General features: G+C 71.2%; 27 protein-coding genes and 1 tRNA gene. 11 read left to right on the plus strand and 17 right to left on the minus strand.

Annotated features, from left to right (window positions below):
• Positions 1 to 10: 10 nt before the first annotated feature.
• Entirely contained in the window at positions 11 to 484 is a 474-nt protein-coding gene (locus tag LL648_RS01535) for an antitoxin (protein ID WP_232660533.1), read from the plus strand.
• Between the two features lie 17 nt (positions 485 to 501).
• Here the strand turns inward: LL648_RS01535 and LL648_RS01540 are convergent, their stop codons facing one another.
• The 7 genes from LL648_RS01540 to LL648_RS01570 form a co-directional block, all read right to left on the minus strand.
• Positions 502 to 990 carry a MogA/MoaB family molybdenum cofactor biosynthesis protein gene (locus tag LL648_RS01540; protein WP_374111973.1) on the minus strand — a complete coding sequence of 163 codons (489 nt, stop codon included), beginning with the start codon at positions 988 to 990 and terminating at the stop codon, positions 502 to 504.
• A 275-nt stretch (positions 991 to 1,265) separates the two neighbouring features.
• Entirely contained in the window at positions 1,266 to 2,300 is a 1,035-nt protein-coding gene (locus LL648_RS01545; RefSeq protein ID WP_232660535.1) for a sensor histidine kinase, read from the minus strand.
• Positions 2,297 to 3,001 (minus strand): response regulator transcription factor, encoded by a 705-nt coding sequence (locus tag LL648_RS01550; RefSeq protein ID WP_232660536.1) that lies wholly within the window; start codon positions 2,999 to 3,001, stop codon positions 2,297 to 2,299. The genes LL648_RS01545 and LL648_RS01550 overlap by 4 nt, the downstream gene beginning before the upstream one ends.
• A gap of 240 nt (positions 3,002 to 3,241) precedes the next feature.
• Positions 3,242 to 4,978: a S1C family serine protease gene (locus tag LL648_RS01555; RefSeq protein WP_232660537.1), complete on the minus strand. Its 1,737-nt coding sequence runs from the start codon at positions 4,976 to 4,978 to the stop codon at positions 3,242 to 3,244.
• A gap of 49 nt (positions 4,979 to 5,027) precedes the next feature.
• Entirely contained in the window at positions 5,028 to 6,476 is a 1,449-nt protein-coding gene (locus tag LL648_RS01560; protein ID WP_232660538.1) for a sensor histidine kinase, read from the minus strand.
• 11 nt (positions 6,477 to 6,487) lie between these two features.
• On the minus strand, positions 6,488 to 7,186 hold the full coding sequence (locus LL648_RS01565) for a response regulator transcription factor (protein ID WP_232660539.1): 699 nt from the start codon (positions 7,184 to 7,186) through the stop codon (positions 6,488 to 6,490).
• A 65-nt stretch (positions 7,187 to 7,251) separates the two neighbouring features.
• On the minus strand, positions 7,252 to 8,124 hold the full coding sequence (locus tag LL648_RS01570; RefSeq protein WP_232660540.1) for an NAD(P)-dependent oxidoreductase: 873 nt from the start codon (positions 8,122 to 8,124) through the stop codon (positions 7,252 to 7,254).
• Positions 8,125 to 8,198: 74 nt separating this feature from the next.
• On the opposite strand from LL648_RS01570, the gene LL648_RS01575 reads away from it, so the two are divergent.
• Positions 8,199 to 9,248: a class I SAM-dependent methyltransferase gene (locus LL648_RS01575; protein ID WP_232660541.1), complete on the plus strand. Its 1,050-nt coding sequence runs from the start codon at positions 8,199 to 8,201 to the stop codon at positions 9,246 to 9,248.
• Here LL648_RS01575 and LL648_RS01580 read toward each other — a convergent pair.
• Complete coding sequence (locus LL648_RS01580) at positions 9,245 to 9,718, minus strand: DUF1905 domain-containing protein (protein ID WP_232660542.1); 474 nt, start codon at positions 9,716 to 9,718, stop codon at positions 9,245 to 9,247. The two genes, LL648_RS01575 and LL648_RS01580, sit on opposite strands and share 4 nt — an antisense overlap.
• Positions 9,715 to 10,209 (minus strand): signal peptidase II, encoded by a 495-nt coding sequence (lspA, locus tag LL648_RS01585; protein WP_232660543.1) that lies wholly within the window; start codon positions 10,207 to 10,209, stop codon positions 9,715 to 9,717. Before lspA ends, LL648_RS01580 begins: the two co-directional genes overlap by 4 nt.
• A 65-nt stretch (positions 10,210 to 10,274) precedes the next feature.
• Here lspA and LL648_RS01590 point away from each other — a divergent pair, with 65 nt between their 5' ends.
• Both LL648_RS01590 and LL648_RS01595 read left to right on the plus strand, forming a co-directional pair.
• Complete coding sequence (locus LL648_RS01590; RefSeq protein ID WP_232660544.1) at positions 10,275 to 11,048, plus strand: SDR family oxidoreductase; 774 nt, start codon at positions 10,275 to 10,277, stop codon at positions 11,046 to 11,048.
• Positions 11,049 to 11,112: 64 nt separating this feature from the next.
• Positions 11,113 to 11,185: transfer RNA gene (locus LL648_RS01595), tRNA-Arg, on the plus strand.
• 488 nt (positions 11,186 to 11,673) lie between these two features.
• Here the strand turns inward: LL648_RS01595 and LL648_RS01600 are convergent.
• Positions 11,674 to 11,880: a hypothetical protein gene (locus LL648_RS01600; protein WP_232660545.1), complete on the minus strand. Its 207-nt coding sequence runs from the start codon at positions 11,878 to 11,880 to the stop codon at positions 11,674 to 11,676.
• A 405-nt stretch (positions 11,881 to 12,285) separates the two neighbouring features.
• Between LL648_RS01600 and LL648_RS01605 the strand changes: the two genes are divergently transcribed.
• Entirely contained in the window at positions 12,286 to 12,846 is a 561-nt protein-coding gene (locus LL648_RS01605) for a zinc-binding dehydrogenase (protein ID WP_232660546.1), read from the plus strand.
• On the opposite strand, the gene LL648_RS01610 is transcribed toward LL648_RS01605, so the two are convergent.
• From LL648_RS01610 to LL648_RS01620, 3 genes are all read right to left on the minus strand, one after another.
• Entirely contained in the window at positions 12,825 to 14,189 is a 1,365-nt protein-coding gene (locus LL648_RS01610) for a PQQ-dependent sugar dehydrogenase (protein ID WP_232660547.1), read from the minus strand. The two genes, LL648_RS01605 and LL648_RS01610, sit on opposite strands and share 22 nt — an antisense overlap.
• Positions 14,190 to 14,384: 195 nt before the next feature.
• The gene (locus LL648_RS01615; protein WP_232660548.1) at positions 14,385 to 15,383 is read right to left on the minus strand and encodes a glycoside hydrolase family 6 protein; all 999 of its coding nucleotides are present in this window, start codon (positions 15,381 to 15,383) and stop codon (positions 14,385 to 14,387) included.
• Between the two features lie 96 nt (positions 15,384 to 15,479).
• A complete protein-coding gene (locus LL648_RS01620) occupies positions 15,480 to 16,127 on the minus strand; it encodes a TetR/AcrR family transcriptional regulator (RefSeq protein WP_232660549.1) in 648 nt (215 codons plus the stop codon).
• Positions 16,128 to 16,207: 80 nt separating this feature from the next.
• On the opposite strand from LL648_RS01620, the gene LL648_RS01625 reads away from it, so the two are divergent.
• Both LL648_RS01625 and LL648_RS01630 read left to right on the plus strand, forming a co-directional pair.
• Complete coding sequence (locus tag LL648_RS01625) at positions 16,208 to 16,963, plus strand: SDR family NAD(P)-dependent oxidoreductase (RefSeq protein WP_232660550.1); 756 nt, start codon at positions 16,208 to 16,210, stop codon at positions 16,961 to 16,963.
• A gap of 22 nt (positions 16,964 to 16,985) precedes the next feature.
• Positions 16,986 to 18,152 (plus strand): FAD-dependent oxidoreductase, encoded by a 1,167-nt coding sequence (locus LL648_RS01630; RefSeq protein WP_232660551.1) that lies wholly within the window; start codon positions 16,986 to 16,988, stop codon positions 18,150 to 18,152.
• 12 nt (positions 18,153 to 18,164) lie between these two features.
• Here LL648_RS01630 and LL648_RS01635 read toward each other — a convergent pair whose 3' ends face one another.
• Positions 18,165 to 18,512: a VOC family protein gene (locus LL648_RS01635; protein WP_232660552.1), complete on the minus strand. Its 348-nt coding sequence runs from the start codon at positions 18,510 to 18,512 to the stop codon at positions 18,165 to 18,167.
• Between the two features lie 111 nt (positions 18,513 to 18,623).
• On the opposite strand from LL648_RS01635, the gene LL648_RS01640 reads away from it, so the two are divergent.
• The gene (locus LL648_RS01640; RefSeq protein ID WP_232660553.1) at positions 18,624 to 19,151 is read left to right on the plus strand and encodes a GNAT family N-acetyltransferase; all 528 of its coding nucleotides are present in this window, start codon (positions 18,624 to 18,626) and stop codon (positions 19,149 to 19,151) included.
• 200 nt (positions 19,152 to 19,351) lie between these two features.
• A complete protein-coding gene (locus LL648_RS01645) occupies positions 19,352 to 19,897 on the plus strand; it encodes a carboxymuconolactone decarboxylase family protein (RefSeq protein ID WP_232660554.1) in 546 nt (181 codons plus the stop codon).
• Positions 19,898 to 19,924: 27 nt separating this feature from the next.
• On the opposite strand, the gene LL648_RS01650 is transcribed toward LL648_RS01645, so the two are convergent.
• The gene (locus LL648_RS01650; protein ID WP_232660555.1) at positions 19,925 to 20,731 is read right to left on the minus strand and encodes a hypothetical protein; all 807 of its coding nucleotides are present in this window, start codon (positions 20,729 to 20,731) and stop codon (positions 19,925 to 19,927) included.
• Positions 20,732 to 21,124: 393 nt separating this feature from the next.
• Positions 21,125 to 21,742, minus strand: coding sequence for a hypothetical protein (locus tag LL648_RS01655; protein WP_232660556.1), 618 nt, complete (start codon positions 21,740 to 21,742; stop codon positions 21,125 to 21,127).
• Between the two features lie 142 nt (positions 21,743 to 21,884).
• On the opposite strand from LL648_RS01655, the gene LL648_RS01660 reads away from it, so the two are divergent.
• Positions 21,885 to 23,084: a serpin family protein gene (locus LL648_RS01660; protein WP_232660557.1), complete on the plus strand. Its 1,200-nt coding sequence runs from the start codon at positions 21,885 to 21,887 to the stop codon at positions 23,082 to 23,084.
• 62 nt (positions 23,085 to 23,146) lie between these two features.
• Positions 23,147 to 23,656: a universal stress protein gene (locus tag LL648_RS01665; protein WP_232660558.1), complete on the plus strand. Its 510-nt coding sequence runs from the start codon at positions 23,147 to 23,149 to the stop codon at positions 23,654 to 23,656.
• Between the two features lie 77 nt (positions 23,657 to 23,733).
• Here LL648_RS01665 and LL648_RS01670 read toward each other — a convergent pair whose 3' ends face one another.
• Positions 23,734 to 24,507, minus strand: a complete 774-nt coding sequence (locus tag LL648_RS01670; RefSeq protein ID WP_308190235.1) for an amino acid ABC transporter ATP-binding protein — start codon at positions 24,505 to 24,507, stop codon at positions 23,734 to 23,736.
• Positions 24,508 to 24,529: the final 22 nt, after the last annotated feature.

Below are 24,529 nucleotides of genomic sequence, written 5' to 3' on the forward strand. Positions count from 1 at the left end.
GATGAGCGGCATGGCATCTACGGACAAGGCCAAGGAGTTCACCGACACCGCGTTGGAGAAGGCAGGTGAGTTTGCGGAGAAGGCCGGGGAGAAGGCCGCGGAGCTGTTCGAGACGGCTCGGGAGCATGCGCCCGAGTACCTCGACAAGGCCGCTGAGCTGGCCGGTCAGGCCGTGGAGGCAGCTGCGGCGGGGATCGACAAGGTGACTGGAGGCCGCTACCACGATCAGATCGAGTCGATCTCGACCAAGGTCGGCGAGACGCTCGAGAAGGCCCGCCCTGCCGAGCCGACCGTTGCCGACGTCCCGCCGCCGCCGACGGGAACGCCTAGCGCCGCGGCCGAGCCGGTGGACGTTCCGGGTCAGGCGGGTGAACCGGTGACGCCGGCGACGACCACACCCGAGGCGCCCGCCTCGGAGACTGCAGCGACCACGGGGAGCGACGAGCCCAAGACGAGCGGGGGCACCGAGCCGCCCCGCTCCTAGGACTGACGCACTCGCGGTCAGTCGAGCCCGGAGAGCTCCGAGATCACATGAGCGACGAGAGGAGTGAGTGTCGCCATCCCGTCACGCACCGCGGCGCGTGAGGAGGCGAGGTTGACCACGAGCGTGCTGCCGGAGACGCCGACCAGTCCACGCGAGAGGCCTGCGTCGACGGCACCGGCGGCGAGGCCGGAGGCGCGGATGGCTTCGGCGATACCGGGGATCGGGCGGTCCAGCACGCCCGCGGTTGCGTCGGCGGTGACGTCACGGGGAGAGACTCCGGTGCCGCCGACGGTCACGACGAGGTCGACACCACCGATCACGGCGGTGTTGAGCGCGTTGCGGATGGCCACCGGGTCGCCCGGCACGACGACAACGGCGTCGACGACGAGGCGCGCCTCTTCGAGCAGCTCGGTGACGAGCGGCCCGATGGAGTCCTCCCGTTCGCCGTGGCTGACTCGGTCGTCGACCACCACGACGAGTGCCCGGCCGATCTGCGGTGGCGCCATCTCCATGGGCTCACCGTAGCGGGGGCCGTCGGAGGGCTTCGGGGCGGCCGGAATGCGTGTACCGCATGGCGGATCTGCTAGAGGGCGCTGCTGCAGTTCAGCGTGCTCCATGGCGGCTCCTAGCCGTGCCCGGGTGGGGCGCGCCGTCACGGCGTCCCGGCCGAAAGCCGGTCGACGCCGGCGGGGTGGGGTGGGGGGTGGGTGAGCGCGCACCGCGCGCGGGAGGGAGGGGCGGGGGCGGGGGGCGGGGCCCAGGGAGAGCGGCGGGCGGCGGGTCAGGTGGTGGGGGTGGCGAGGGGTAGGTGGATCTCGAAGCGGCAGCCGGGGCCGTGGTTGTGGGCGGTGATGGTGCCGTCGTGGGCTTCGACGAGGCCGCGGGCGATGGCGAGGCCGAGGCCGCTGCCGGAGGTGTTGTTTTCGGGGGTGGTGTCGGGGGTGCGGGCTTCGGCACCGCGGAAGGCGACGTCGAAGAGTTGGTCGAGGTCGTCTTCGGGGATTCCGCCGCAGGCGTCGTCGACGCGGAGCCAGGCTCGGCCGTCGGTTTCTCCTGCTGCGACGACGACGGCGCCGTCGGGTGGGGTGTGGCGGATGGCGTTGGAGAGGAGGTTGCGGACGACCCTGGCGAGTTCGGGGTCGCTGCCTCTTACCACGGGCCAGATGCTGTCTTCGTCGGCGCGGACGTCGACTCCCTTGCGGGCTGCGGTGACGCCTTCGACCGCGACGGCTTCGGAGACGACGTCGTGGAGGGGGACGGCGGAGTGGGTGAGCCGGAGTGCGCCGGAGGTGATCCGGGAGAGTTGGAAGAGGTCGTCGACCATCGCGGAGAGCCGTTCGGTCTCGCCCTTGATCCGTTTGGCGTAGTCGGCGACGTCTTCGGGGTCGGCGACGACGCCGTCGCACAGTGCCTCGGTCATGGCTCTGATCCCGGCGAGCGGGGTGCGCAGGTCGTGGCTGATCCAGGCGACGAGTTGGCGGCGTGAGGCTTCGGCGGCGCGTTCGGCGGCGCGTGCCTCGTGCAGCCACATGACGTCGTTGGCGATGCCGCGGCCGAGCAGTATCGCGGCGGGTGCGGTGACGAGTGCGACGACGACGCAGACGGTGGCGGTCTGGGCGAGTTGCGGGGTGTACATGAACCCGCTGGTCCCGATGACGCCGCAGAGGGTGGCGACGACGGGCACCAGCACGAGCACAGTTGCGGCCGCGGTGATCGACCGTTGTCGCATGCGGGCGAGCAGGATGGCGCCGACGGCGGCGACCGGCACGGTGAGCATGACGGCGACGGGGACGACCGAGAGGAACTGGCTGATCATTCGGCGGCCCGGTCGTAGCGGTATCCGACTCCCCAGACGGTGCTGATCCGCGTGGGCTCGGTGGGGTTCTGCTCGATCTTCTCGCGGAGGCGGCGGACGTGGACGGTGACGGTGGACTGGTCGCCGAAGTCCCAGCCCCAGACCCGTTCGAGCAGTTCGGCGCGGGTGAAGGCCTGTCCGGGTCGGCGGACGAGGAAGGCGAGCAGGTCGAACTCGCGCATGGTGAGGGTGAGCTCGCGGCCGGCGAGGGACGCGCGTCGGCCGGGGATGTCGACGCGCAGGTCGCCGTCGACGACGGGTTCGATGCCGGCGTCGCGGACGGGGAGCTCGCGGGAGCGGCGCAGCACGGACGCGACCCTGAGCACGAGCTCGCGTGGGCTGAAGGGTTTGGTGACGTAGTCGTCGGCGCCGAGTTCGAGCCCGAGCACCCGGTCTTCCTCTTCGCCGAGTGCGGTGAGCATGACGATCGGAATGTCGATCTTGCTGCTGCGCAGGCGCCGGCATACCTCGAGGCCGCCGAGGCGGGGCAGCATGAGGTCGAGGATGACGACGTCGGGTGGGCTGGTCGCGATCGTCCGCAGGGCTTGCTCGCCGTCGCTGGCGACGTCGACGCGGTATCCGGCGCGGTCGAGGTAGCGGCCGACGACGTCACGCACGGTGGTGTCGTCGTCGACGACGAGCGCGAGCAGGCGATCGGTCACGGGACGAGGCTATGCCGTGCAGTGCTCCCGGCGGCGGCGTGTCACTGGACCGTAAGAGCGGGAGCCCGCGCCGGCGCAGGGAGGGGGTACCGGCGCCGACGCGGACCATGTCCCCGCTCGTGGGGCACCACGAGTAGGGACTGCGGACGACCGAATCACCCTGTGCTGTGTGCGTCAACCGGAAGCAGCCGAACGGGGTCGACATTCATCCACACCGGACAGAGGGGTGCTCGGGGACGGTCAGGCGGCCTTCAGCGTCACGTTGATCGTGCGGTCGACCAGCCGGACTTCCACGGTCTCCCCCGGTGCTCGCGAGCGCACAGCTGCTTGGAGCCCGTCGCCGGCGAGGATCCGTTTGCCGCCGAAGAACAGCACGACGTCGCCCACACGCATGCCGGCAGCCTCGGCGGCGCCGCCGGGTTCGACGGTCCTGACCCGCGCGCCGGAGAGCTCGAGGTCGTCCTCGACCCGAACTCCGAGCACGGCGCGGGACGCGGTCCCGGTGCGTTCGAGCTCGTCGGCCACCCGCTTGGCCTGATTGATCGGGATGGAGAACCCGACGCCGATCGAGCCGCCCTGCGCGGTTGTCGTCGCGATGGCCGAGTTGATGCCGATCACGCGCCCTTCCAGGTCGACGAGGGGGCCACCGGAGTTGCCGGGGTTGATGGCGGCGTCGGTCTGGATGGCGTTGAGGACGGTCTGTTCGCTGGCGCCTTGGTCGCCGCCGACGCTGACCGGGCGGTCGAGCGCGCTGACGATGCCGGCCGTGACGGTGCCGCCGAGGCGCAGCGGCGAGCCGAACGCGATCACCTGCTGGCCGACCCTGACGGAGTCGGAGTTGCCGAGCTCGATGGTGCGCAGCCCGGTGACGCCGTCGGCGCGGACGAGTGCGAGGTCGGAGCTGGGGTCGCGGCCGACGATCCGGGCGGGCGCAGTGACGCCATCGTGGAAGACGGCGGTGATCCGGCCACCGGTGACGGCTGCTTCCTCGACGACGTGGTTGTTGGTGAGCAGGAGCCCGTCCGGCGAGATGATCATTCCGGAGCCTTCGCCGCTGCTCTGCGGGCCATCGGTGCGCAGTTGGACGACGCTGGGCAGCACCCGCTCCGCCACCTGCTCGATCGCGCCGGGCGGGCCGGCGGCGGCCGGTGGCAACGGGTCGCCGAGCACGCTGGGTGAAGGCGAGGCGGCCTGGTTGCGGGACGCCAATGACGAGCCGACGACGCCGCCGACCGCGCCGCCGATCAGCGCGGCGACGAGTGCGATCACCGCGAGTGTCGCCAGGCCGATGTGTCGTGGTGGCTTGCCGGCCGGTGGGAGGAACCGGGGGTCGGGCGATGGCGGCACCGCGAAGGGCGCGGTCGGTGGGGCCGGTTGCACGAACGGGCCGGTGACCTGCTGGCTCCAGACCGGCTGGCCGCCGTTGCCGTAGCCGGGCTGACCGGACTGAGCAGGCTGTCCGGGCTGGGGTGCCGCGGCCCAGCCGCCGACGTTCCCGGCTCCCGGCCCCGGCGGCTGGGGTGCGGGGAGCAGCGGGATGAGGTCGGTGTCGTCGCGGGGCGCTGTCGGCGCGGTGACCACGCGCACCACGGGGGCGGTGGGGTCGGAGCTGGTCGCGTATTCGACCGGCGCGGTCGGACCGGGTGCCGGCGTGGGTTCGAGGGTTGGTGCCTCCTCGACGGCCACGGCGTTCTCGGGCGTCGGTTCCACCTCGGACGCGGCCGGCTCGCCATCGGCGAGCACCGGAGCGGGCGCCTCGGGGATGGGCTCGGCGATGGGCCCCGTGTCCTCTGCCGCCTCGATCGGTGCCGGTTCCGCAGGCTCGTCCTGGCTGCTGGACGCCGCTGCCGGGGTCACTGCGTGGGCAAGCTCCGCCGGGGCAGGCGGGGCCTGCTCGGGGCGTGCCCACGGACTGCTCGCGGCCTCGGTGTCGGCCGCTTCCTGAGTCGCGTCGGGCGAGGAGCTCTCGTTCGACATTCCATCACCGTTGTTCGTGGTCGGAGGATCATCGCTGAGCGTAAGCGACTCAGGTCGTCGGCCGCCGACCCGGCAACCTCAGCACGAGCAACGCCCCGCCCTCGGGGGCCCGACCCGCCCACACCGCGCCGCCGTGCCGCACTGCCACCTGTCGCACGATCGCCAGCCCGAGCCCCGATCCCGGCATTGTCCGTGATGTGTCGGCGCGGTAGAAGCGGTCGAAGACACGCGGGAGGTCCTCCTCGGCGATGCCGGGGCCGGCGTCGGCGACCTCGATGATCAGCGACCACTCGTCGAGCTGGCGCATCTGCACCCGCACGGAGGCGCCGGGCGGGCTCCACTTCGCGGCGTTGTCGAGCAGGTTCAGCACCGCGCGTTCGAGCGCGGTGGCGTCGCCGAACAGCGTCCACGGCACCAGTGTGGGCACGAACTCGGTGTCGCCCGCCCGGCGGCGGGCGCGTTCCAGTGCGCGCAGCACCACGTCGATCAGCTCGACGGGTTCGTGCACGACGAGCGGCGGATCGTCGCGGGCGAGCTCGACGAGGTCGCCCACCAGCGTGGACAGCTCGGCGACTTGGGCTTGCACGTCCTCGAGGATCTCCGCGCGGTCGGTCTCCGGCAACGTCCGTGCCCCGGGTTTGCTCGCGGCGGCGAGCAGTTCGAGGTTGGTGCGCATCGACGTCAGCGGTGTGCGCAGCTCGTGTCCCGCGTCGGCGACCAGCCGCCGCTGCTGTTCCTGCGAGGCGGCGAGCGCCCCGAGCATCTCGTTGAAGCTCCTGGTGAGGCGGGCGAGCTCGTCGGTGCCGTCGACGGGGATCGGCTGCAGGTCGCCGGTTGCGGTCACCCGTTCCGTCGCTGCTGTCAGCCGGTCGACGGGCCGGAGGCCGGCCCTGGCAACTGCGACACCGGCGAACGCGGCGAGGACCACGCCGATCCCGCCGACGATCGGCAGGGCGACGCCGAGCTTGGTGAAGACCTGCTGGGTGGCGTCGAGCTTCTGGGCGATCACGAGTGCCTGTCCGCGGCCGGCCGGCACGGCGACGACGCGGTAGGCGACGGTGCCGAGGGACTCGGTGCGCACCGACGGCTCCTCCTGCCCGTACGCGACGGCGAGCTCCGGCGCGCCGACCGGCGGAGCGGAGTCCTGGTTCGCCGCCGAGTAGAGGGCGACCCTCCCGTTGCCGGAATCGGAGCTGAGCAGACCGAGGCGGATGTCGGCGGCGCCGGACAGCTCCGTCGGGTAGGCGACGAGCTCCTGTGGTTCGAGGTCGCTCTCGGCCAGCGCGGTGGCACGTTGCAGCAGGTTGTCGTCGAGCGACTGCATGATGTTGACCCGCACGGTGATGAACGCGGCCGCCGAGACGAGCACCACGGCGAGGCCCGCGACCAGCGCGGCGAGGATCCCGATGCGTGAGCGCAGCGAGAAGTTGTCCAGGGCCTCGATGCGCGGGGTCGAGCCGTCGGGCCGGCGCGACGGCCCCGACGTCGGGCGAGACATCGGTTTCGAGGTCACGGCGGGGTGTCGCGCAGCACGTACCCGACGCCGCGGACGGTGTGGATCAGCCGCAGCTCGCCCTCCTGCTCGGTCTTGCGGCGGAGGTAGCCGATGTATACCTCCAGCGCGTTGCCGGTGGTCGGGAAGTCGTAGCCCCAGACCTGTTCGAGGATCTGCGCGCGGGTCAGAACGCGGCGGGGGTGCGAGAGCAGCAGCTCGAGCAGGGAGAACTCGGTGCGGGTGAGGCTTATCGGGCGCTCGCCACGCCGCACGTCCCTGGTCTCGGGGTCGAGGCTCAGGTCGGCGAACTCCAGCGGCTTGCTTTGGCCGGCCGCGGCGGCGATCTCGTCGGGGGTGCGGCGGCGCAGCAGTGCGCGCAGCCGGGCGAGCAGTTCCTCCAGCGCGAACGGCTTCGGTAGGTAGTCGTCGGCGCCCGCGTCGAGGCCCGCGACCCGGTCGGAGACGGCGTCGCGTGCGGTGAGCACGAGGATGGGCAGGTCGTCGCCGCCGCTGCGGAGGCGGCGGCACACTTCGAGGCCGTCGAGCCGCGGCATCATGACGTCGAGCACCAGCGCGTCGGGGCGCTGGGCAGCGACGGCGTCGAGGCCGGCTTGTCCGTCGTTGGCGAGCTCGACCTGGTAGCCGTTGAACGCGAGCGAGCGGCGCAGTGACTCGCGCACGGCACGGTCGTCGTCGACTACAAGGATGCGCATGCGGCCAGTCTGACCGCCGGGTCTGAGATGCACCTGAGAGTTGCCGAGGGAGCGCATGTGGTCTCTCACTGTTCGAATGACACGAGGTAGTTGGCCGCCATGTCGGCGTCGCCGTGGCCGGCTTCGACCGCGCGCCGCATCCGCGCGCCGGCCGCGGCCGCGACGTCGAGCCGCAGGCCCGCATCGGCGGCCGCTGCGGCGATGAGGTCGGCGTCCTTGGCGGCGTTCGCGACGGAGAAGGCGGGCGTCCATTCCTCCGCCAGGATCGCTGCCGCCTTGGCCCGCAGGTAGGGCTGGTCGAGCGGGCCGCCGCTGACGACGTCGAGGAACGCCTTCGGGTCGACGCCGAGGCCGCGGGCGAGTGCGACCGCCTCCGCCGCGCCCGCTGTCACGGCGAGCACCCAGCTGTTGAGGACGAGCTTGAGCCGGCTCGCCGGAAGGTCGGCGGCGTCGTCGGCGACCCACCTGGTCGCCCTGCCTACGGCGTCGAAGACGGGCTGGACGATCGTCCGGGCTTCGGGCGAGCCGGCCGCGAGCACGAGCAGTTGGCCCTGCTCGGCGGGCTGGCGAGTGCCGGAAACGGGGGCGTCGACGAAGTGCGTGCCGTGCGCGGCGGCGAATGCGAGCGCCTGGTCCTGCTCGATGCCGGCGGTGGTCATCTGCGCCCACACCTGCCCGGCGGCGAGGCCGTCGGCGGCTCGTTCCATCACGGCGAGCACGTGGCTCGCGTCGCCCAGCATCGTGATGACGACGTCGGCGCCGCGCACCGCGTCGGCCGGGTCGGCGGCCAGCACGGCCCCGCCGTCGGCGAGCGGGCGCGCCTTCTCCGCGGTCCGGTTCCAGACCCGCAGCTCGTGCCCGGCAGCGAGGATGTTGCGCCCCATGGCGGCACCCATGATCCCGGCGCCGAGGAGCGCCACGCTGGGGTTGTGCGTCATGGCGTCGACACTATTCCCGTATCGGAGGTGCGTCGGCAGCGCGCCGCCACACCATCGTGGGCACAATCGAGCCGGTGGACGACGACCGCTCTCGCGCGTTCGGCGCGCAACTGCTCGGGATGCTGACCGGGCACACCCTGACCATGCTGATCGGGATCGGTCACCGGACCGGGCTGTTCGTGGCTGCTGCGCAAGCGCCGGTGACGTGCGCAGAGCTGGCTGAGCGCGCCGGCTTGACCGAGCGGTACGTGCGCGAGTGGCTCGGCGCGATGGTGACCGGCGGGATCATGGAGTACGACGAACCGGGTGGCCGCTACTCGCTGCCCGCCGAGCACGCCGTGTTCCTCACGGGCGAGCGCGCGAGCAACGTCGGACCCGTCACGGAGACGTTGCAGACCCTCAGCACGATCATGCCGCAGGTGGAGCGGTGTTTCCGGGACGGCGGCGGGGTCCCGTTCGGCGAGTACGCGGCGGTGGCCGGCGATTCACTCGGGGCGACGTGGCGCTACATCTACCCCGAGAAGCTCCTCGACGGGTTCGTCGGTGCGGTCCCGGGGCTGACCGAGCGGTTGGCCGAGGGGGCGCGGGTGCTCGATCTCGGGTGCGGCAGCGGTCTTGCGATCAACCTGCTGGCCGAGGCGTTCCCGCGCTCGGAGTTCGTCGGCGTGGACATCGCGGCCGATGCGGTTGCGTTCGCGGAGGCGGAACGCGCCAGGATCGGGCTGCCGAACGCGAGCTTCGCCCAGGGGGACGCCGCTGAGCTGCCGCGGGAGCCGGCGTTCGACGTGATCATGGCGTTCGACGCGATCCACGACCAGCACTCCCCCGACGTCGTGCTGCGCAAGGTGCGCGAGGCGCTCGCGCCGGGTGGGGTGTTCATGATGGTCGAGACGAAGTTCTCCCGTGACGTCGCCCGGAACATCGGCAACCCGCACGCGCCGATGATCTACTCCATCAGCACGCTGTTCTGCGTGCCCGCCTCGCTCGCCGACGGCGGTGCGGCGCTCGGCGCGGTGTGGGGCACCGAGCTGGCGGGCGAGATGCTCGCCGAGGCCGGGTTCGGGCGCGTGCGGCTGCTGGACTCGCCGCGCCCGCAGAACTGCATCTTCGTCTGCGAGGTTTAAGGCCGTTCCTTCTCGCCGGCTTCGAGGAGGGCGACGACCTCGGCGATCCGCTGTGCGCGGTCGGCGGGGCGGCGGGTGGTCGCGTCGATCCACTTGAGGAACTTCTTGCGGTAGAAGGTCGCGAGCGCGTCGAAGGCAGCGCCGGCGGCAGGGTTCGCGTCAAAGGCGGCGGCGAGGTCGGCGGCGAGGTCGGCCCGCTGCGGGCCCTCCGGGGCGAGCTCGACGTCGACGCTGTCGCCGGCTGCGAGACCGCAGTCGCGGCGCCACGCCGCACCGAGCACCACGCCGTAGCCGCTGTCGAGCGGTTCCATCGGACCGCGCACCGGCATCCCGTTGACGGTGCCGGTGATGTGGTGGACCGCCTTCTTCCCCCAGGCGGCGTCCGGGTCGAACGGCGCGGGGACGAACACGCCCTTGCGCGGGCCCGTGACCAGCACGGTCGTGAACCGCTTCGCCTTCTGGGTCGTCATGCGGCGCTCCCGTCCTCCACCTTCGCCGTGGGCCGGAGCGCGGCGAGCACCACGAGCACCGCGCCGACAGTGATCAGGGTGTCGGGCAGGTTGAAGGTCGGGAACCAGCCCGTGTGGAAGTAGTCGGCGACAGCGCCGTCGACGGCGCGGCTGAGCAGGTTGGTCAGCGCGCCGGCGAGGATCCCTCCGAGGCCGACGAGCCCCGGCCACGGGATGGACGCCGCCGACACCCACGCGTATCCGGCGAGCACGAGCGTCACCAGCGCCGTTCCGGCGAGCACCACCCCGTCGGGCAGGCCCTGCCCGAGGCTGAAGGCGACTCCGGTGTTGTAGGTGAGGCGCAGCTGCAGCGGACCGAGGTCGACGGCGCCGCCGTCGGAGAGCGCGGCGACCATCGCGAGCTTGACCAGCCACGCGATCACCACCAACGCCACCACCTCGACGGCAAGCACGATCCGCCGCTTGCCGCTCGCCCGCACCTGGTTGGCCACGCAATCAGCATGCCAGCAGCCGACTTCGGGCTGCGGCGCGCACACGGCGCTGCAACGGTGTGCGCATGTCGCAGAGCAACGGGCGCCGGGTCGCCGTGATCACCGGGGTGAGCCGCCGGATCGGGATCGGCGCGGCGGTCGCCCGCCGGTTCACCGGCGCAGGCGTGGACGTGTTCCTGCACCACTGGGAGCCGCACGACGCCGAGCAGCCGTGGGGTGCCGACCGCGGCGGCGCGCAGAGCATCGTCGACGAGCTGGTTGCGACCGGCGTGCGCGTCGAGCAGCTCGCCGCCGACTTCGCGGAGCCTTCGGCGCCGGCCACGGTGATCGACGCGGCGGTCGCGGCGTTCGGCCACATCGACATCCTCGTCGCCAACCACGCCCGCAGCGGCATCCAGACCCTCGAAGCTCTCACCGCCGACGAGGTCGACCTCACCTACGCCGTCAACACCCGTGCGACGTTGCTGCTGGTCAAGGAGTTCGCGCGGCAGCACGACGACGAGCGTCCCGGCCGGGTGATCATGATGACCTCGGGCCAGCACCGCGGCCCGATGCCGGCCGAGCTGCCCTACATCGCGTCCAAGGGCGCACTGCACCAGCTGACGCTGAGCCTCGCCCATCACCTCGCGCCGCGGAACATCACCGTCAACACCGTCGACCCGGGCGCCACCGACACCGGCTACGCCGACGAAGAGACCACCCGCGCTGTCATCGAGCACGCACCGATGGGCCGCTGGGGCCACCCGGACGACGCCGCGAAGCTCATCTCCTGGCTCACCGGGCCCGACGCGGGCTGGGTGACGGGACAGGTGATCGTCTCCAACGGGGGCGGCTGGTGAGCTCGTGGCTCACCAGTGCCGGACCGCAAACGGCTCGCGGCCATGGCCTAGGATCCTGTGCAACGCCCTCGTAGCTCAGGGGATAGAGCATCGGTTTCCTAAACCGTGTGTCGCAGGTTCGAATCCTGCCGGGGGCACTCGATTGGGTGAGGTGTGCTCGCGGAGGGCGCGAGCCTTCATCTCGTGATGTGTCTTCTGGGGGCCGAGCCCCCAGACCCCCTGCCGGAGGGGCTTCGCCCCCCGGACCCCCCTTCCAAGCTCTTGTTCGTCGCTTCGCCTCCCGTTCTGGGCTCTTGTTCGTCGCTTCGCCTCCCGTTCCGGGCTCTTGCTCGTCGCTTCGCCTCCCGTTCCGGGCTCTCGTTCGTCGCTTCGCCTCCCGTTCCGGGCTCTCGTTCGTCGCTTCGCCCCCGTTCCGGGCTCTTGCTCCTCGCTTCGCCTCCCGTTCCGGGCTCTCGTTCGTCGCTTCGCCTCCCGTTCCGGGCTCTCGTTCGTCGCTTCGCCTCCCGTTCCGGGCTCTCGTTCGTCGCTTCGCCTCGCGTTCCGGGCTCTCGTTCGTCGCTTCGCCTCCCGTTCCGGGCTCCTGTTCGTCGCTCCACTCGGCGCCCCTGCAGCTGGTCGGTCGGCGTCAGTCCGTCGAGGCCCTGTTCGCGGCTACGGCCGCGGCAATACCCAGTACCAGGAGGGCGAGGCTGATGTAGATCTCGTAGCCGTCGACGTACACGAACCTCGTGAAGCCCATGAACGGGATCCACACGCCGAACAGCTCATGGACGAGGCCCTGCAGCCCGCCGACGACCAGCAGGAAACTGACGAAACCGAGAACGACCTTCATGATCTTGACGGTAGAAGGCCTCGGCCGACGCCGTATCGGGCATCGGTAGGCGGAAGCGCCGACTTCGTCGTCCGAAAGTATCGACTCGCCGCGGATCACGTCCGTTCGTCCTGGCGGGCGTGACGCTGGCCGAGTTGCGTGCGTTCCGCACGCGAGGGCAGGAAAGCCACTTTCCGGCCCTCACAGGGCAGGAAAGTGGCTTTCCTGCCCTCCCCAACCCCGGGTCAGCTGGTCAGCAGGGGCCGCCGCTGGGGCCGGCGCATACGCCGAGTTCGCCGTGCTGTCTGCCGCGTTCGCCACGGTCGTGCCCGACGACATCGACGCGGCGGCGGCCGTGGCGGTCGTCCGCAACGGACAGGTCGCGCTCGGGGCCCTGCGTGCGGCGACGATCCAGCCAGGGGAAAGGTGCTGGTCACGGGCGCGGCGGGCGGGGTGGGTCACCTCGCGGTCCAGCTCGCCCGCGTCCTCGGTGCGCACAGGGTGGTCGGCGCGATCGGTTCGGCGGCCAAGGCGGATTTCGTGGGCGGGCTCGGCGCGGACGAGGTTGTGGTCTACGACGAACCCGCCGGCTGGGGTGAGCCGGTCGACGTCGTGCTCGACGGTGTCGGCGACGCCGTGCTGGCAGCGGCGTTGCGCGCGGTCGCGCCGCTGGGCCGGCTGGTGGAGTTCAGCGGCGGCGGCCTGGTCGACGTCGTCGACCTGCGGATGCGCGCCGTCTCGGTCATCGGGTTCTCGATGGCCCCGTTCGTCCGGCGGCACCGCGGCGTCTACGACGCGCAGCGGGAACGGCTATGGGCGCTGCTGCGCAGCGGCGAGCTCCGCCCGGCGACGGTGCCGCTGCCGCTGGAGCAGGCAGGGCAGGCGCATCAGCTGATCGAGGCTCGCGCGAACCTCGGCAAGGTCGTCCTCGTCCCCCGGCTGAGCCCTCGCGTGCGAGCCACCGATCAGGGCGGCGTGACCCGGTAGATGGCGTTGGCGGTGTCGTCGAAGACGTACAGGATCTTGTCCGGTCCGACCGCCGCGGCGACGGGTCGCCCGCCCCAGCGCGAGCCGTCAGCGTTCTGGAAACCACCGACGATCGTCTGCTGCGGGCCGAGGTTGCCATTGGCGTATGGGAAGAAGGACACCTCGGGCGCCCTTGGCGGAGTCGCGTTCCAGGAGCCGTGCAGGCCGACCACCGCGCCCTCCCCGAATGGGGCGGGCAGGGTGCCGAAGTCCATGCCCAGCGGCGCCGAGTGGGCCGGCATGCTCTGCTCCGAGACGGGGAGCGCGGCACAGTCGAACTTCTTGCCATCGGCGTTGAACTCGACGTCCGGGGTGAACGCCGGGGTCGTGAAGTCGAAGGCGGTGCCGGCCTCACCCGGTTCCACGTCCGGGTCCGAGTTGCAGTACGGCCATCCGAGGTCGCGGCCGGGTGTGAGCTTTGCCAGCTGCTCGGCAGGGTGGTCGCGCACGTACTCCTCGACGACCTGGCCCCGCGACGACGAAGCGGCGCTGCCGAAGGGCTTGTCGAACGGGTAGAGGATGTTGTCGCGGTGGTTGACGGCCGTCCACACGGCCCCGTCGGGCGCGACCGCCAGCCCGGTGCCGTTGCGCACGCCGCGGGCGTAGACCTCCGCCTTGCCCCCACCGGGCGGGATCCTCATGATCACCGCACGCTCGGGGTTCGCGTCGCGGTCCTCCACCGAGATGTTGGTGGTGGACCCGACCGAGTAGTAGAACGACCCGTCCTGCCCGATGACGAGGTTCTTCAACGCGTGGGCGTAGGTGCCGCCGAGGTCACCGCTCTTCGCGTCGGGAAGGTCGTCGGCGATCGTGCGGGGGTTGGTCGCCTTCCCGCCGGCGTAGTCGTAGGCGCGGATGGCGTTGCTCTCCGCCACGTACAGCACGTCGCCGGCGAAGGCCAATCCCAACGGCTGCTTCAGGTTCGGCAGCAGCACCGACTGCCGCGCCGTGCCGCCCGGACCGTCCGCGGTGAACCGGACGACCGAACCCTCCTTCGGGGACGACACCAGCAAGGCGCCGTCCGGTGCCCACGCCGGGAACCGCGCCCCGTTGAGCCGCGCGAAGACCGAGATCGACCAACCCTGCGGCACCTCGGCGAACTGTTGCCCGCCGAACGGGTCGTCGGCGCCGATCAGCTCCGGGGCGATCGTGATCGGGACCCGCTGGAGCGGCACCGGCTTGGCGGGCCCCTGGTCCGCCGACGGTGCGGCCGAACCCGTCCCCGGCACGGTGACCGATGGCGGCGTCACCCCGACCCCGCAGCCCGCGACCATCGCCGCTGCGATCAGAAGAACCGCGCCCATCGAACGGTTTCGCAACATCCTTCGCCCCCCAAGAGCGATCTCGGCGTGCGTGTCGGTTACCGACACCAGCCGCAATACCCTTGCATATCGATGCAGGTGGGCTTGCGCCTCGGTCCCCCGAGGACAGTGCTTCCGGATTCAATTACAGGAACCAGTTACCCGCAGCGCACATTCGAATACAGACAGTGAATTCTGCTATCCCGCTGAAACCAGGCCGAGCGCGTACTCGGGCCACCATTGGCCCGCAGCCGGCTCACCGCGATTGCATTCACCGTCCGACGCGCCCGCTCGCTTGATCCACAGGTAGGCGTCGACGAGCGGCTCGCCCGTCTCGAACGACGGGACCTGTCCTATCGCCCGACCTGGCGGGTTGCACCAGCCGGGCCCGCCGTTGATCGTGCCTCGGCCGTCCCGCCCGTTGCCGTTGCGGCTGGTGTCGATGACGAAGTGCGCCCCGCCGAGCGCGGCCGACACCGCCGTCCCGTAGCGCGTGACCTCATCGGTCGGGTAGAAGTTCGCGACGTTGAGGCTGAACCCGTCGGCTTTCGCCGCCCCGCTGTTGCGCAGGGCCCCCGCCAGCTCCTCGACGTCCGGGACGAAGCCGGGGTTTCCGGCGTCGAGGTACACCGACGCGCCCGCACCCTTGAGGACCTCGATGGCGTGGGACAGCAGGCCGGCCCGCTCGTCCCCGTCGACGCAGCCGTCCAACTCGTGCGGTACGGCATCGGGCTCGACGATCACCAGAGCCCGGGAGTCGCCCAGGTTCGCGGCGATCTCCTTGATCCACTCGCGGTAGTCGTCGCCATCGTCCGCTCCCCCGCCCGAGAAGCTGCCGCAGTCGCGACCCGGGATGTTGTACGCGACGAAGAGGGGACGCTGCCCGGCCGCCGTCGCCTTCCGGACGTAGTCCGCGACGTCCGCACCGATGTCGCTGGTCGGCTTCGTCAGCCACCGCGGGATCGGCTGGGCGGCCAACTTGCGCATCTTCGCCGCGTCGTCGATTCGGCCCTGCGACTCCCATTCGGCCGCCTGCCGTGCGGCCGGTGTGTCGGGGTCGACGTACAGACCTGCCGACGGCTGCGCGTCCGCCGTGAACGGTGGCGGGGTCGGGTCGGGGCGGCCGGGCGGGGCAGCGGCGCAACCGGCCACGGCAACGAGGAATGCGGCGACGAACAAGAGAGCTCTGCCGGGCATCACACAACAGTAGGTGGCTGCCTTTCCACCCTTGCCGCGCCCTGGCCGTGAGTGCAAGCGGAACACGAAGTGCTGGACGCGGTCTCGCACAATGGGTCAGTCCTCGCGTCGGGCGTAATTGGCGATGCCGTTGCCGGTCATGTGCCGCGCGACGGCCAACCAGTCGCTGAAAGCCCTCTGCCGGTGGGCTTTCGGATGCGCGCGGACGTACGTCATCACCTCGGGCGAGGCCATGGTCCGGTAGATCGTCACCAGCTGGGCGGCGGCGATGCGCGGCTCGGGCGCGTGTTGTGGCCGACCGGTTTCGTCCGCGAGCTCGGCGGCGACGGCCAGCTCGAAGCGTTCCCACATCAGCCGCAGGCGGGCGTGCAGCCCTGCGCTCCCGCTGACGGTGCGGTGCAGGCGTTCCAGCTCGGTGACCGCGCCGATCGGGCTGTCGGTCATGGTCTGGCCGAGCATGTCGACGACGGCGTCGAGCGGGGTGGTGCCGGCGGGTCGGTCGCGGATGCGGTCGACCAGGGCACGCAGCACCTCGTCCTCGCCGTGGAAGACCAGGTCCTCCTTGGTGGGGAAGTAGACGAAGACGGTCTTCGCGGCCACGTTCACCGCGTCGGCGATCTCGGCGACGGTGACCCCCTCGAACCCGCGTTCCGCGAACATCGCTTGAGCCGTGTCGATCAGCGCCTGCCGGGTGATCAGCTTCTTGCGCTCGCGCAGGCTCAGGCGCGCGTGATCGCCATCCACCGCATCAAGGTACATGCCGTGTCTCACTAAATAAGGTGAGTCACTCACTTTTGTGTGCGAGTGGCGCTACCGTGGGCGTCATGGAGAACTGGAGCGGCCGGGTCGCGGTGGTGACCGGCGGAAGCAGCGGGATCGGCCTGGCCACGGCGGCCGAGCTGGCGGCAGCCGGGTACGCGCTGGTGATCGTGGGTCGCGACCCCGACAAGCTGGCGGCGGCCTCCGACCGGATCGGCAGGAGCGGTCCGGTGCACACCGTGGCCGCGGACGTGTCGACGGTGGCCGGTATCGAGCGGCTCGCCCAGCAGGTCGGGGCCCGCTACGAGGGGATCGACCTGCTGTTCGCCAACGCCGGTCGGTCCGACGCGCCGCCGATCCTCGAAACCCGCGAGCTGGACTTCGACCTCGTGATGGCCACCAACGTCAAGAGCGTGTTCTTCGGTGTGGTCGAACTGCTGCCGCTGCTGCGCCGCGGCGGATCGGTGGTGGTCACCAGCTCGGTCTCAGAGGCCAAGGGCCGCCCCGGCGACCCGCTCTACTCGGCCAGCAAGGCCGCGGTGCGCAGCCTCGTCCGCACGCTCGCGCTGGACGAGGACGTCCTCGCCCGAGGGGTGCGGGTCAACGCCGTCACCCCCGGCTGCATCGCGACGCCGTTGACCGCGCAGTCCGACCCCGCGACGCAGCTGGCGATCGACGAGTACGTCACCAGCACCGTCCCGATGGCCCGTTGGGGCACACCCGAGGACGTGGCACACGCCGTGGTGTTCCTCGCGGGCGAGCACGCCTCCTACATCACCGGCTCCGAGATCGTCGTCGACGGCGGCCTCGCCCAGATCTGACCCGCCGAAAGAGGTTCGAACCATGACCGAGTTCACCACTGCCGAGCAGGCCTTGCAGGCTGCCGACGTCGTCGTCCTCGGCGGCGGGCCCGCCGGGCTCGCCACCGCCCGCCTGCTGCACCAGCGCGGCATCACACCGCGGGTGCTCGAACGCGATGCCGGTCCACTCGCCCGGTCCCAGGGCGGCAGCCTCGACCTCGGTGAACAGGGCGGCCAGCTGGCCCTGCGCGAGATGGGCCTCGGCGCGAGGTTCGACGAGCTGGCCAGGCCACTTGGGCAGCGGCTGTGCCTGATGGACCCGGACGGGACGGTCCGGATCGACGTCGACGAGGCGGCGGGCGAGTCCCGGCCGGAGATCGACCGCGTGCAGCTGCGGCAGCTGCTGATCGACTCGCTGCCGCCGGAGACGATCACCTGGGGCGCCGAGGTCGTCGACGTCACGCCGCTGGCAGGCGACCGGCACCGCGTCGGCCTCGCCGACGGCACCCACCTCGACGCCGATCTCGTCATCGCCGCCGACGGCATCCGCTCGCCCGCCCGGGCGCTGGTCACCGCTGCGCAACCGGCCTACAGCGGCATCACGTTCATCCACGGCGACCTGCGCGATCGCCGCCGCGGATCGTTCGTCGAGCGGCACACCGGCGAAGGCATCCTGCACGCGGTGGGCGACAACAAGGCGATCCTGGCCCAGCGCGCCGCCGACCGTTCGGTGCGCGTCTACTTCGCCGTGCGCATCGCCGAGGACCCCACCCGCGTGCAGGGTGAGCGGTTCGGTGACTCCGCCGCGGTGCGCGAGCAGCTGCGCAAGACGTTCGCGGGATGGAGCGCCGACCTCCTCGATGTGCTCGACGAGATCGACGGCGACTTCGCGTATTGGCCGCTCTACGGGATGCCGGCGCACCAGCTGTGGCTGCCGCATTCCGGGCTCACCCTGCTCGGCGACGCGGCCCACGTGATGCCGCCCTTCGGCGGGGAGGGCGTGAACATGGCCCTGCCGGACGCCGTCGAGCTGGTCCACGCCCTCTTCTCCCCGGAGCACAGCACCGTCGACGAGGCGATCGCGGTGTTCGAGCGCCGCATGCTCGACCGCATGGCCGACGTCGTGCTTGCCGCCGACGCCGCGGGTGAGCTGCTGCTCAGCCCGGCGGGCACGGCGCCCCTGCTGGCCCATTTCGCCGCTGCCCGGTGAGCGGCAACGGCATCAGGACGCGGTCGTGGTCTCACCCCCGATGCCCGTCTCGTTGCCGTCGGCGTCGTGGAAGACCCACTTGCAGACGTTGCCGTGCTCTTCCGTGCCGACGGGCTGCAGCCCGCGCTGGACGATCCGGTCGACCTCGGCCGCCGGGTCGTCCAACCAGATCATGCCGACCCCGCCGCCGGCCCGAACGGCATCTTCGATGACGTAGACGTACCGGTCGTCGGCCAGCTGCCACACCGCTTCGGCGGCGTGCGGCCAGAAGGTCGGCTCCTTGCCGAGGAGCTTCGTGTACCACGCGACAGCGCGCTTGCAGTCGCGGACCGGAATGCCCGCGAAGATCCCTACCGCCATGGGCGGACTCCTCTCCATCGGGGACGACGGGTCTCGGCCCCACCCGGGATTGACCTCGCGGGGCGGCGGAACTCATCGCTGCACGGCGCCGTGGGTGGAAGCATCGGCAGCATGACCGAGGTGCGGGCCGCGACGCCGGCCGACGCGCACGCGATCGCCACCGTGCTCGTCCGGTCGTGGCGGGCCGCCTACCGGGGGCTGCTCCCCGACGACGTGCTCGCCGGCCTGGCCGTCGCCGACCGCGAGCAGCTCTGGTCGGACGTGCTCACCACCCGGCCGCCGGGGGTCAGCGCTGTAGTGGCTGCGGAGGGGGAGAGCATCGTCGGGTTCGCTGCGACCGGACCGCCGCTCGTGGCGGCCGACCGCGCCGACCCCACCCTCGGCGACCTCTACTCGCTCTACCTCGACCCCGACGTCTGGCGCCGCGGTATCGGGACCCGGCTCCACGCCGCGGCGCTCGACGGACTCCGATCGTGCGGGTTCGCCCACGCCGGCCTGTGGATCCTCGAGAACAACACCCGCGCCACACGCTTCTACGAACACCACGGCTGGACCGACACCGGACGCACGCAGCTCGACCGAGGCCCCGGTGGGGTCGAGCTGCGCGAGCGGCGGATGCGTCGCAGCCTGGGCGACTGATCCGCGGCCGCGGTGAGGCCAGGGGAAGAGTGGGTGCCGGGCCTGAGGGAGGGCAGGAAAGCCACTTTCCTGCCCTGTGGGGGCCTGAAAGTGGCTTTGCTGCCCTTGCCGGGGTAGGGGCGGGCGGGCGGGCGCACAGCACTCGGCGCCTGCGGCCACGCCCGACCGGCGGAGTCGAGCGTGATCGTAAGGTCGATCCCATGGCCCGTGTCCCGTACGTCGATCCCGAGTCCGCCCCGCCCGACGTCGCGTCCGCGCTGCGCCGGTTGCCGCCGTTGCACGTTTTCGGGCTGATGGCGAACGCCGAGTCGGCGTTCGTGCCGTGGCTGCGGTTCGGCGGGGTCGTGCTCAACGACCTCGCGCTCGACCCGTTGCTGCGTGAGCTGGCGATCCTGCAGGTCGGACGGCTGGCGGCGGCCTACGAGTGGGAGCAGCACGTCGGAATCGCCCGCTCGTGCGGCGCCACGGACGAGCAGATCGCGGCGCTGGAGGCCGGCCGCATCGATGCGCCCTGCTTCAGCGCCGTGCAGACGGCCGCGCTGGCGTTCGTGGCGGACATGGTCCGCGACGGTGAGGTCCCCGACGATCGTTACGCAGCACTGGCCGCGGAGCTGGACACCCGACTCATCGTCGAGCTGGCCCTGACCGCAGGCCAGTACATCGGCCTCGCGCGGATCATGACGGCGCTGCGGATCGACTCGGACCCGCCGGCTGAGCCGGGATCGGTGCAGGTCGCGGGTCTCTGACGGCCGCGGCACTCACCCTGGTGGCTGTCAGGCCCGGTTCGGGCTCTGCGGCGGCTCATCGGTGTCCGGGTTGCCGTTCTCGCTTTCTTCGTCGTCCTCTTCGCCGTCGTCCAAGCGCCCGAAAAGCTTCAGAACGGCTTTCTTGATGGTCCCGGCGAAGGTGAAGAAGGCCAACAGAGCCGTAGCGATTCCCAATGCTGCCGCGGTGTTGTCCGAGATGTACTGGTTGATCTTCTGAAAAGGAGATGCGTTCACCACGACGTCGGTCACATAGCTCACCGTCTGCGGCTCGTTGCTCCCGACAAAGGTGAAACCGCCCTCACCGCTGATGGCGGGCTGGATCTCCAGCCGCAGCTGGAGATCTCTTGCCTGGTCCGTCGACACCTTCCATGACCAGTCCACCTTCGCCGCCGGGGTGAAGGTTCGCACGGCCCACTCGGGAGGCTCGACCTTCAGCGTGCCGATGGGCACCAGTCGTGCGGCGATCGCGCATCGAACCACGACCGGCTCCGTGCGGGTCTGATTGCCCGGAAGCTCCTTCGGTGTGCCCGGCTGCTGCTGACCGATGTCGATGGTTGCCCGGTAGGAGGTCGCTCCCCCGACGTCGAGCACGATCGACGACGGGTAGGTGATCTGCCCGTCGCGCCACGTCCCCATCGCGGTGTCGCAGTCCTTCAGGAAGGCCGCGAGCTCCGGATCGTCGGTCCCGGCGGTCGGGTCGGCCGGCGGGCTGCAAGCGGCCGCCGACACGACGACCAGCGCTCCGGCGCAAATCAGGCTGAACGCTCTCCGGACGACCCTCTGATTGCCGTTCTTGCGCTGCCGGGCCGCCACGGTCCTACCCTCGAGCATTCCTCAGCTACCTCACGCAGCGCATCTGTCGTGTCGCGGACCGCTATCGCCGATCGACAGGGTAGCTCATCTCCACTGGTTCAACCAGACCATCATTGCGGATGCTGCACCAGCGCGGCAGGCGTGATTTCTCCGGCCGGACAGCCGAGGACCGGACATTACTTCCGACCGCGCAATTCGCCACCTGCCCCCCCGGATGCATTGGAGGGCAGGAAAGCCACTTTCCTGCCCCTACAGGGCCTGAAAGTGGCTTTCCTGCCCTTGTGTGCGCACGGGTCCCCAGCCCCAGCACGGATTCTCATCCCTCATGGCAGCCCGGAGGGCCATGGCGGACTTTCCTCACACCCACCCCACCCGGCCGCCAGGCGGCGGCGTTCACTCGACGGGTGAGCCGGCGGGAGCGGGCGCGGCTACCGCGGACTGCGCCGCGTGATGGACGAGCTGCGCCACCTGCACCGCGTTCAAGCGATCGGTGCGGATCGACACCGTGAACCGTCGGACGTCCCCGAGCAGGCCTTTCTCCGAGCGGTCCCACCTGCGCACCGCGGCGCGGTCCGGCGCGACGCCCGTCGCGGCCAGGCGGCGCTCGGCCTCCTCGCGCGGGCACCACAGCAGCACCTGCAGCCAGTCGTCGGCCTCACGCTCGAACGCGCGCAGGACGTCGATGTCGTCGACGCAGGCGACCGGGATCCGGCCTTGCTCCCGGATCCGGTTGAGCCGCTCGCGGTCGTAGACGTAGCGGGCGCCGTCGCTGGTGAACTCGTGGAACACCTGCGCCCACGCCTTCAGCTCGTCCAGGTGCCGCTGGGTCGTCCGCTCCGCTGCGACACGGGTGTCGGATCCGACGGTCAGCGCGGGGAAGGGTGCGTAGCTGCGCCGCAGGCTCGTGAGGGCGAACGTAACGGTCCGTTTGCCGCTCGCGGGCGGCCCGGCAAGAAGTATGCCGCGGTATGTCTGCGTGGGGTTGTGGTCCGCCGGGGTCGATTCGCGCATGTTCCCCACCCCCGTCGCCGGACTACGACCAACGGTACTCGCGGGCACGAGGCCTGCGTTGTCACTCGGATGAAGGCCCGGTGCAATCGTCGCCGCCGACCATCGACGAGACACGATCCACATCCCAGGTCGGAGGCAGAACATGCAGCAACAGGACGCCAGGACCAGCGGATTGCTCGACGACGCGGTCCGTGCGTCCAACGCGCTCACCACCCGGTGGGCGAGCCGCGTCGAGGGCGCGGACTTCGTCCTGTCCGGCGCCGGCGTGTGGCCGCTGCTCGCCCTGCTCGCCTCCGGGGCCGCCGGGCCCGCGCGTGACGAGCTCGTCGAGGCGGTCGGGCTGCCGGCGGAATCCGCGCAAGAGGCGGCGGTCGCGCTGCTGGAATGCCTCGCCACCGGATCGGCGACGTCGGCCGCCCTCGGCCTGTGGGTCCACGACCGCATCACGCTCCTCGAGAGCTGGACGAAGCGTCTGCCCGTCGGGGTGGTGGGCCGGCTGAGCGGGCCGGAGGCGCAGGGCCGCCTCGACGCATGGGCCGCGGAGCACACCCGGGGGTTGATCGAGAAGTTCCCGCTGGAGATCGAACCGAATGACGACCTGATGCTCGCGACGGCGCTGGCCGCGCGGACGAAGTGGACGATTCCGTTCGACGACTTGCACGACGCGGCCGGCACCGGGGCGTGGGCGGACCGGCAGATCCCGATCCTCAGCCGCTACGGCGCGCTCGCCGGCACCGCAGTGATCAAGCAGCCGGACGGGGTCACGACCCGCGTGATCGTGGCCGGTCAGGACGATCTCGACGTGCACCTCGTCATCGGCGCGGTGGACGCACCCGCCGGATCGGTGCTCGGTGCCGGCATCGCCGCGTTGAGCCCCGCGTGCACCGTCATCCCCGCCGAGGACCTCCCGAACGGGTTCACCGACCATGGCATCTCGGTGCGGGAGATCATGGCGACCACACCGTGGAACCGCCTCGGCATCCACGTCCCGCCGTTCACGGTGCGCAGCCGCCACGACCTGTGCTCGCCGCCGACACTGTTCGGCCTGACCACTGCGATGAAGATCGACCCGTTCGGCCATTTCCCGCACATGAGCGAGCACCCGCAGTTCGTCAAGAAGGGTGCTCAGGACATCGTCGTGGCGTTCTCCGCCACCGGGTTCGAGGCGGCTGCGGTGAGCGCGTTCGGCATGATCGGCGGCGGGATGCCCGAGTTCTCCCACCGCATGCGACTCGTGGAGGTGAGCTTCGACCGCCCGTTCGGCTTCATCGCCGTCCACCGCCCGACGGGGCTCGTGGTCGTCGCGGGTTGGGTCGGGACCGCCCCCGAGGCGCACGCATGATCGAGGCGGTCCGCGGGTACATCTGAGCGGAGGGTTTCCCGGAAGGCGAAGGAGGCCGACCGATGATCACCTCAGCCGGGTACGAGACCAGCACGACCGCACCGCGGACCGAGGCCGGGGTCGTGGTGGGCGTCGACGGCACCCCGCACGCGCACGCCGCACTGGCCTGGGCCGTCGACTACGCCCGCCGGACGGGTTCCCGGGTGCGCGCCGTGGCCGTGTGGGCTCCGCCCGTCCCGTCGATCGCCGGGCCCGAGCTCGGCGCGGGCGCGCTGATGCACACGCAGGTCACCGACCTCTCCGACGACCAGATGGCGGCGGTCGCGGAACGCTCGCTCGAGGCGGCCGTCGCCGAACTGCCGGACGGCTCGGGGGCGCTGGTGGACTTCTCCGTCGAGCCCGGCGACCCCGCGGCGGTGCTGCTGGCCGCTGCCGAGGGCGCCGAGCTGCTCGTGCTGGGCAACGCCAGGCACGGCGCGCTCGTCTCGGCGGTGACGGCGTCCGTCGCGGCCCGGTGCAACCACCACGCCACGTGCCCGATCGTGCTGGTCCCGGCACCGCCGGCAGACTAGAGAACACGTCGACAACGACGTTTCGGCTGTTTGTGAGCGCTAACAATGACCAGAACGTCGTTGTCGACGCTGCTTGATCAGCCGCTGACCGCCGCGAAGAACCGGTCGATCCGCGCGTCGCCCGCCACGAACATGTCCTCCGGGCGACCCTGGCGGCGGATGGTGCCGTTGTCCATGAACACCACCCAGTCGGCCACCTCCCGCACGAACCGCATCTCGTGCGTCACGACGACCATCGTCATGCCCTCGGACGCGAGGTTGCGCATCACCGCCAGCACCTCGCCGACGAGTTCGGGGTCGAGCGCGGAGGTGGGTTCGTCGAACAGCATCACCGACGGCTCGACGGCCAGCGCCCGCGCGATCGCGACACGCTGCTGCTGGCCACCGGAGAGCTGGTGGGGGTACTTGTGCGCGTGCTCGCCGAGCCCCACCCGCTCCAGCAGCGCCAGCCCGCGCTCGCGCAGCTCCCCCGCGTCGGCGAGCCGCAGGTAGGCGGGCGCGAGCAGGACGTTCTCCAGCGCCGTCTTGTGCGGGAACAGGTTGAACCGCTGGAACACCATCCCCACGTGCCGTCGCTGCCGCGCCAGCTCACGACCACCGGCCGGCACCAGCTCGCCACCGTCGAGCCGGTACCCGAGCTGCTCGCCGTCGACGACGACCGTGCCCGCGTCGGGCACCTCCAGCCGGTTCAGCATCCGCGCCACGGTCGTCTTGCCCGAGCCGGACGGACCGATAAGCGCGACCACCTCACCGCGGTGCACCTCCAGGTCCACCCCGTCGAGCACGGTCGTGGAGCCGAACGCCTTCCGCAACCCTCGCGCGGCGACCACGACCTCGCCGGCGTGCCGCACGTGCGCCCGCTCCCGCACCTCC

This window comes from Pseudonocardia sp. TRM90224, from assembly GCF_021245725.1.
Taxonomy (GTDB): Bacteria; Actinomycetota; Actinomycetes; order Mycobacteriales; family Pseudonocardiaceae; genus Pseudonocardia.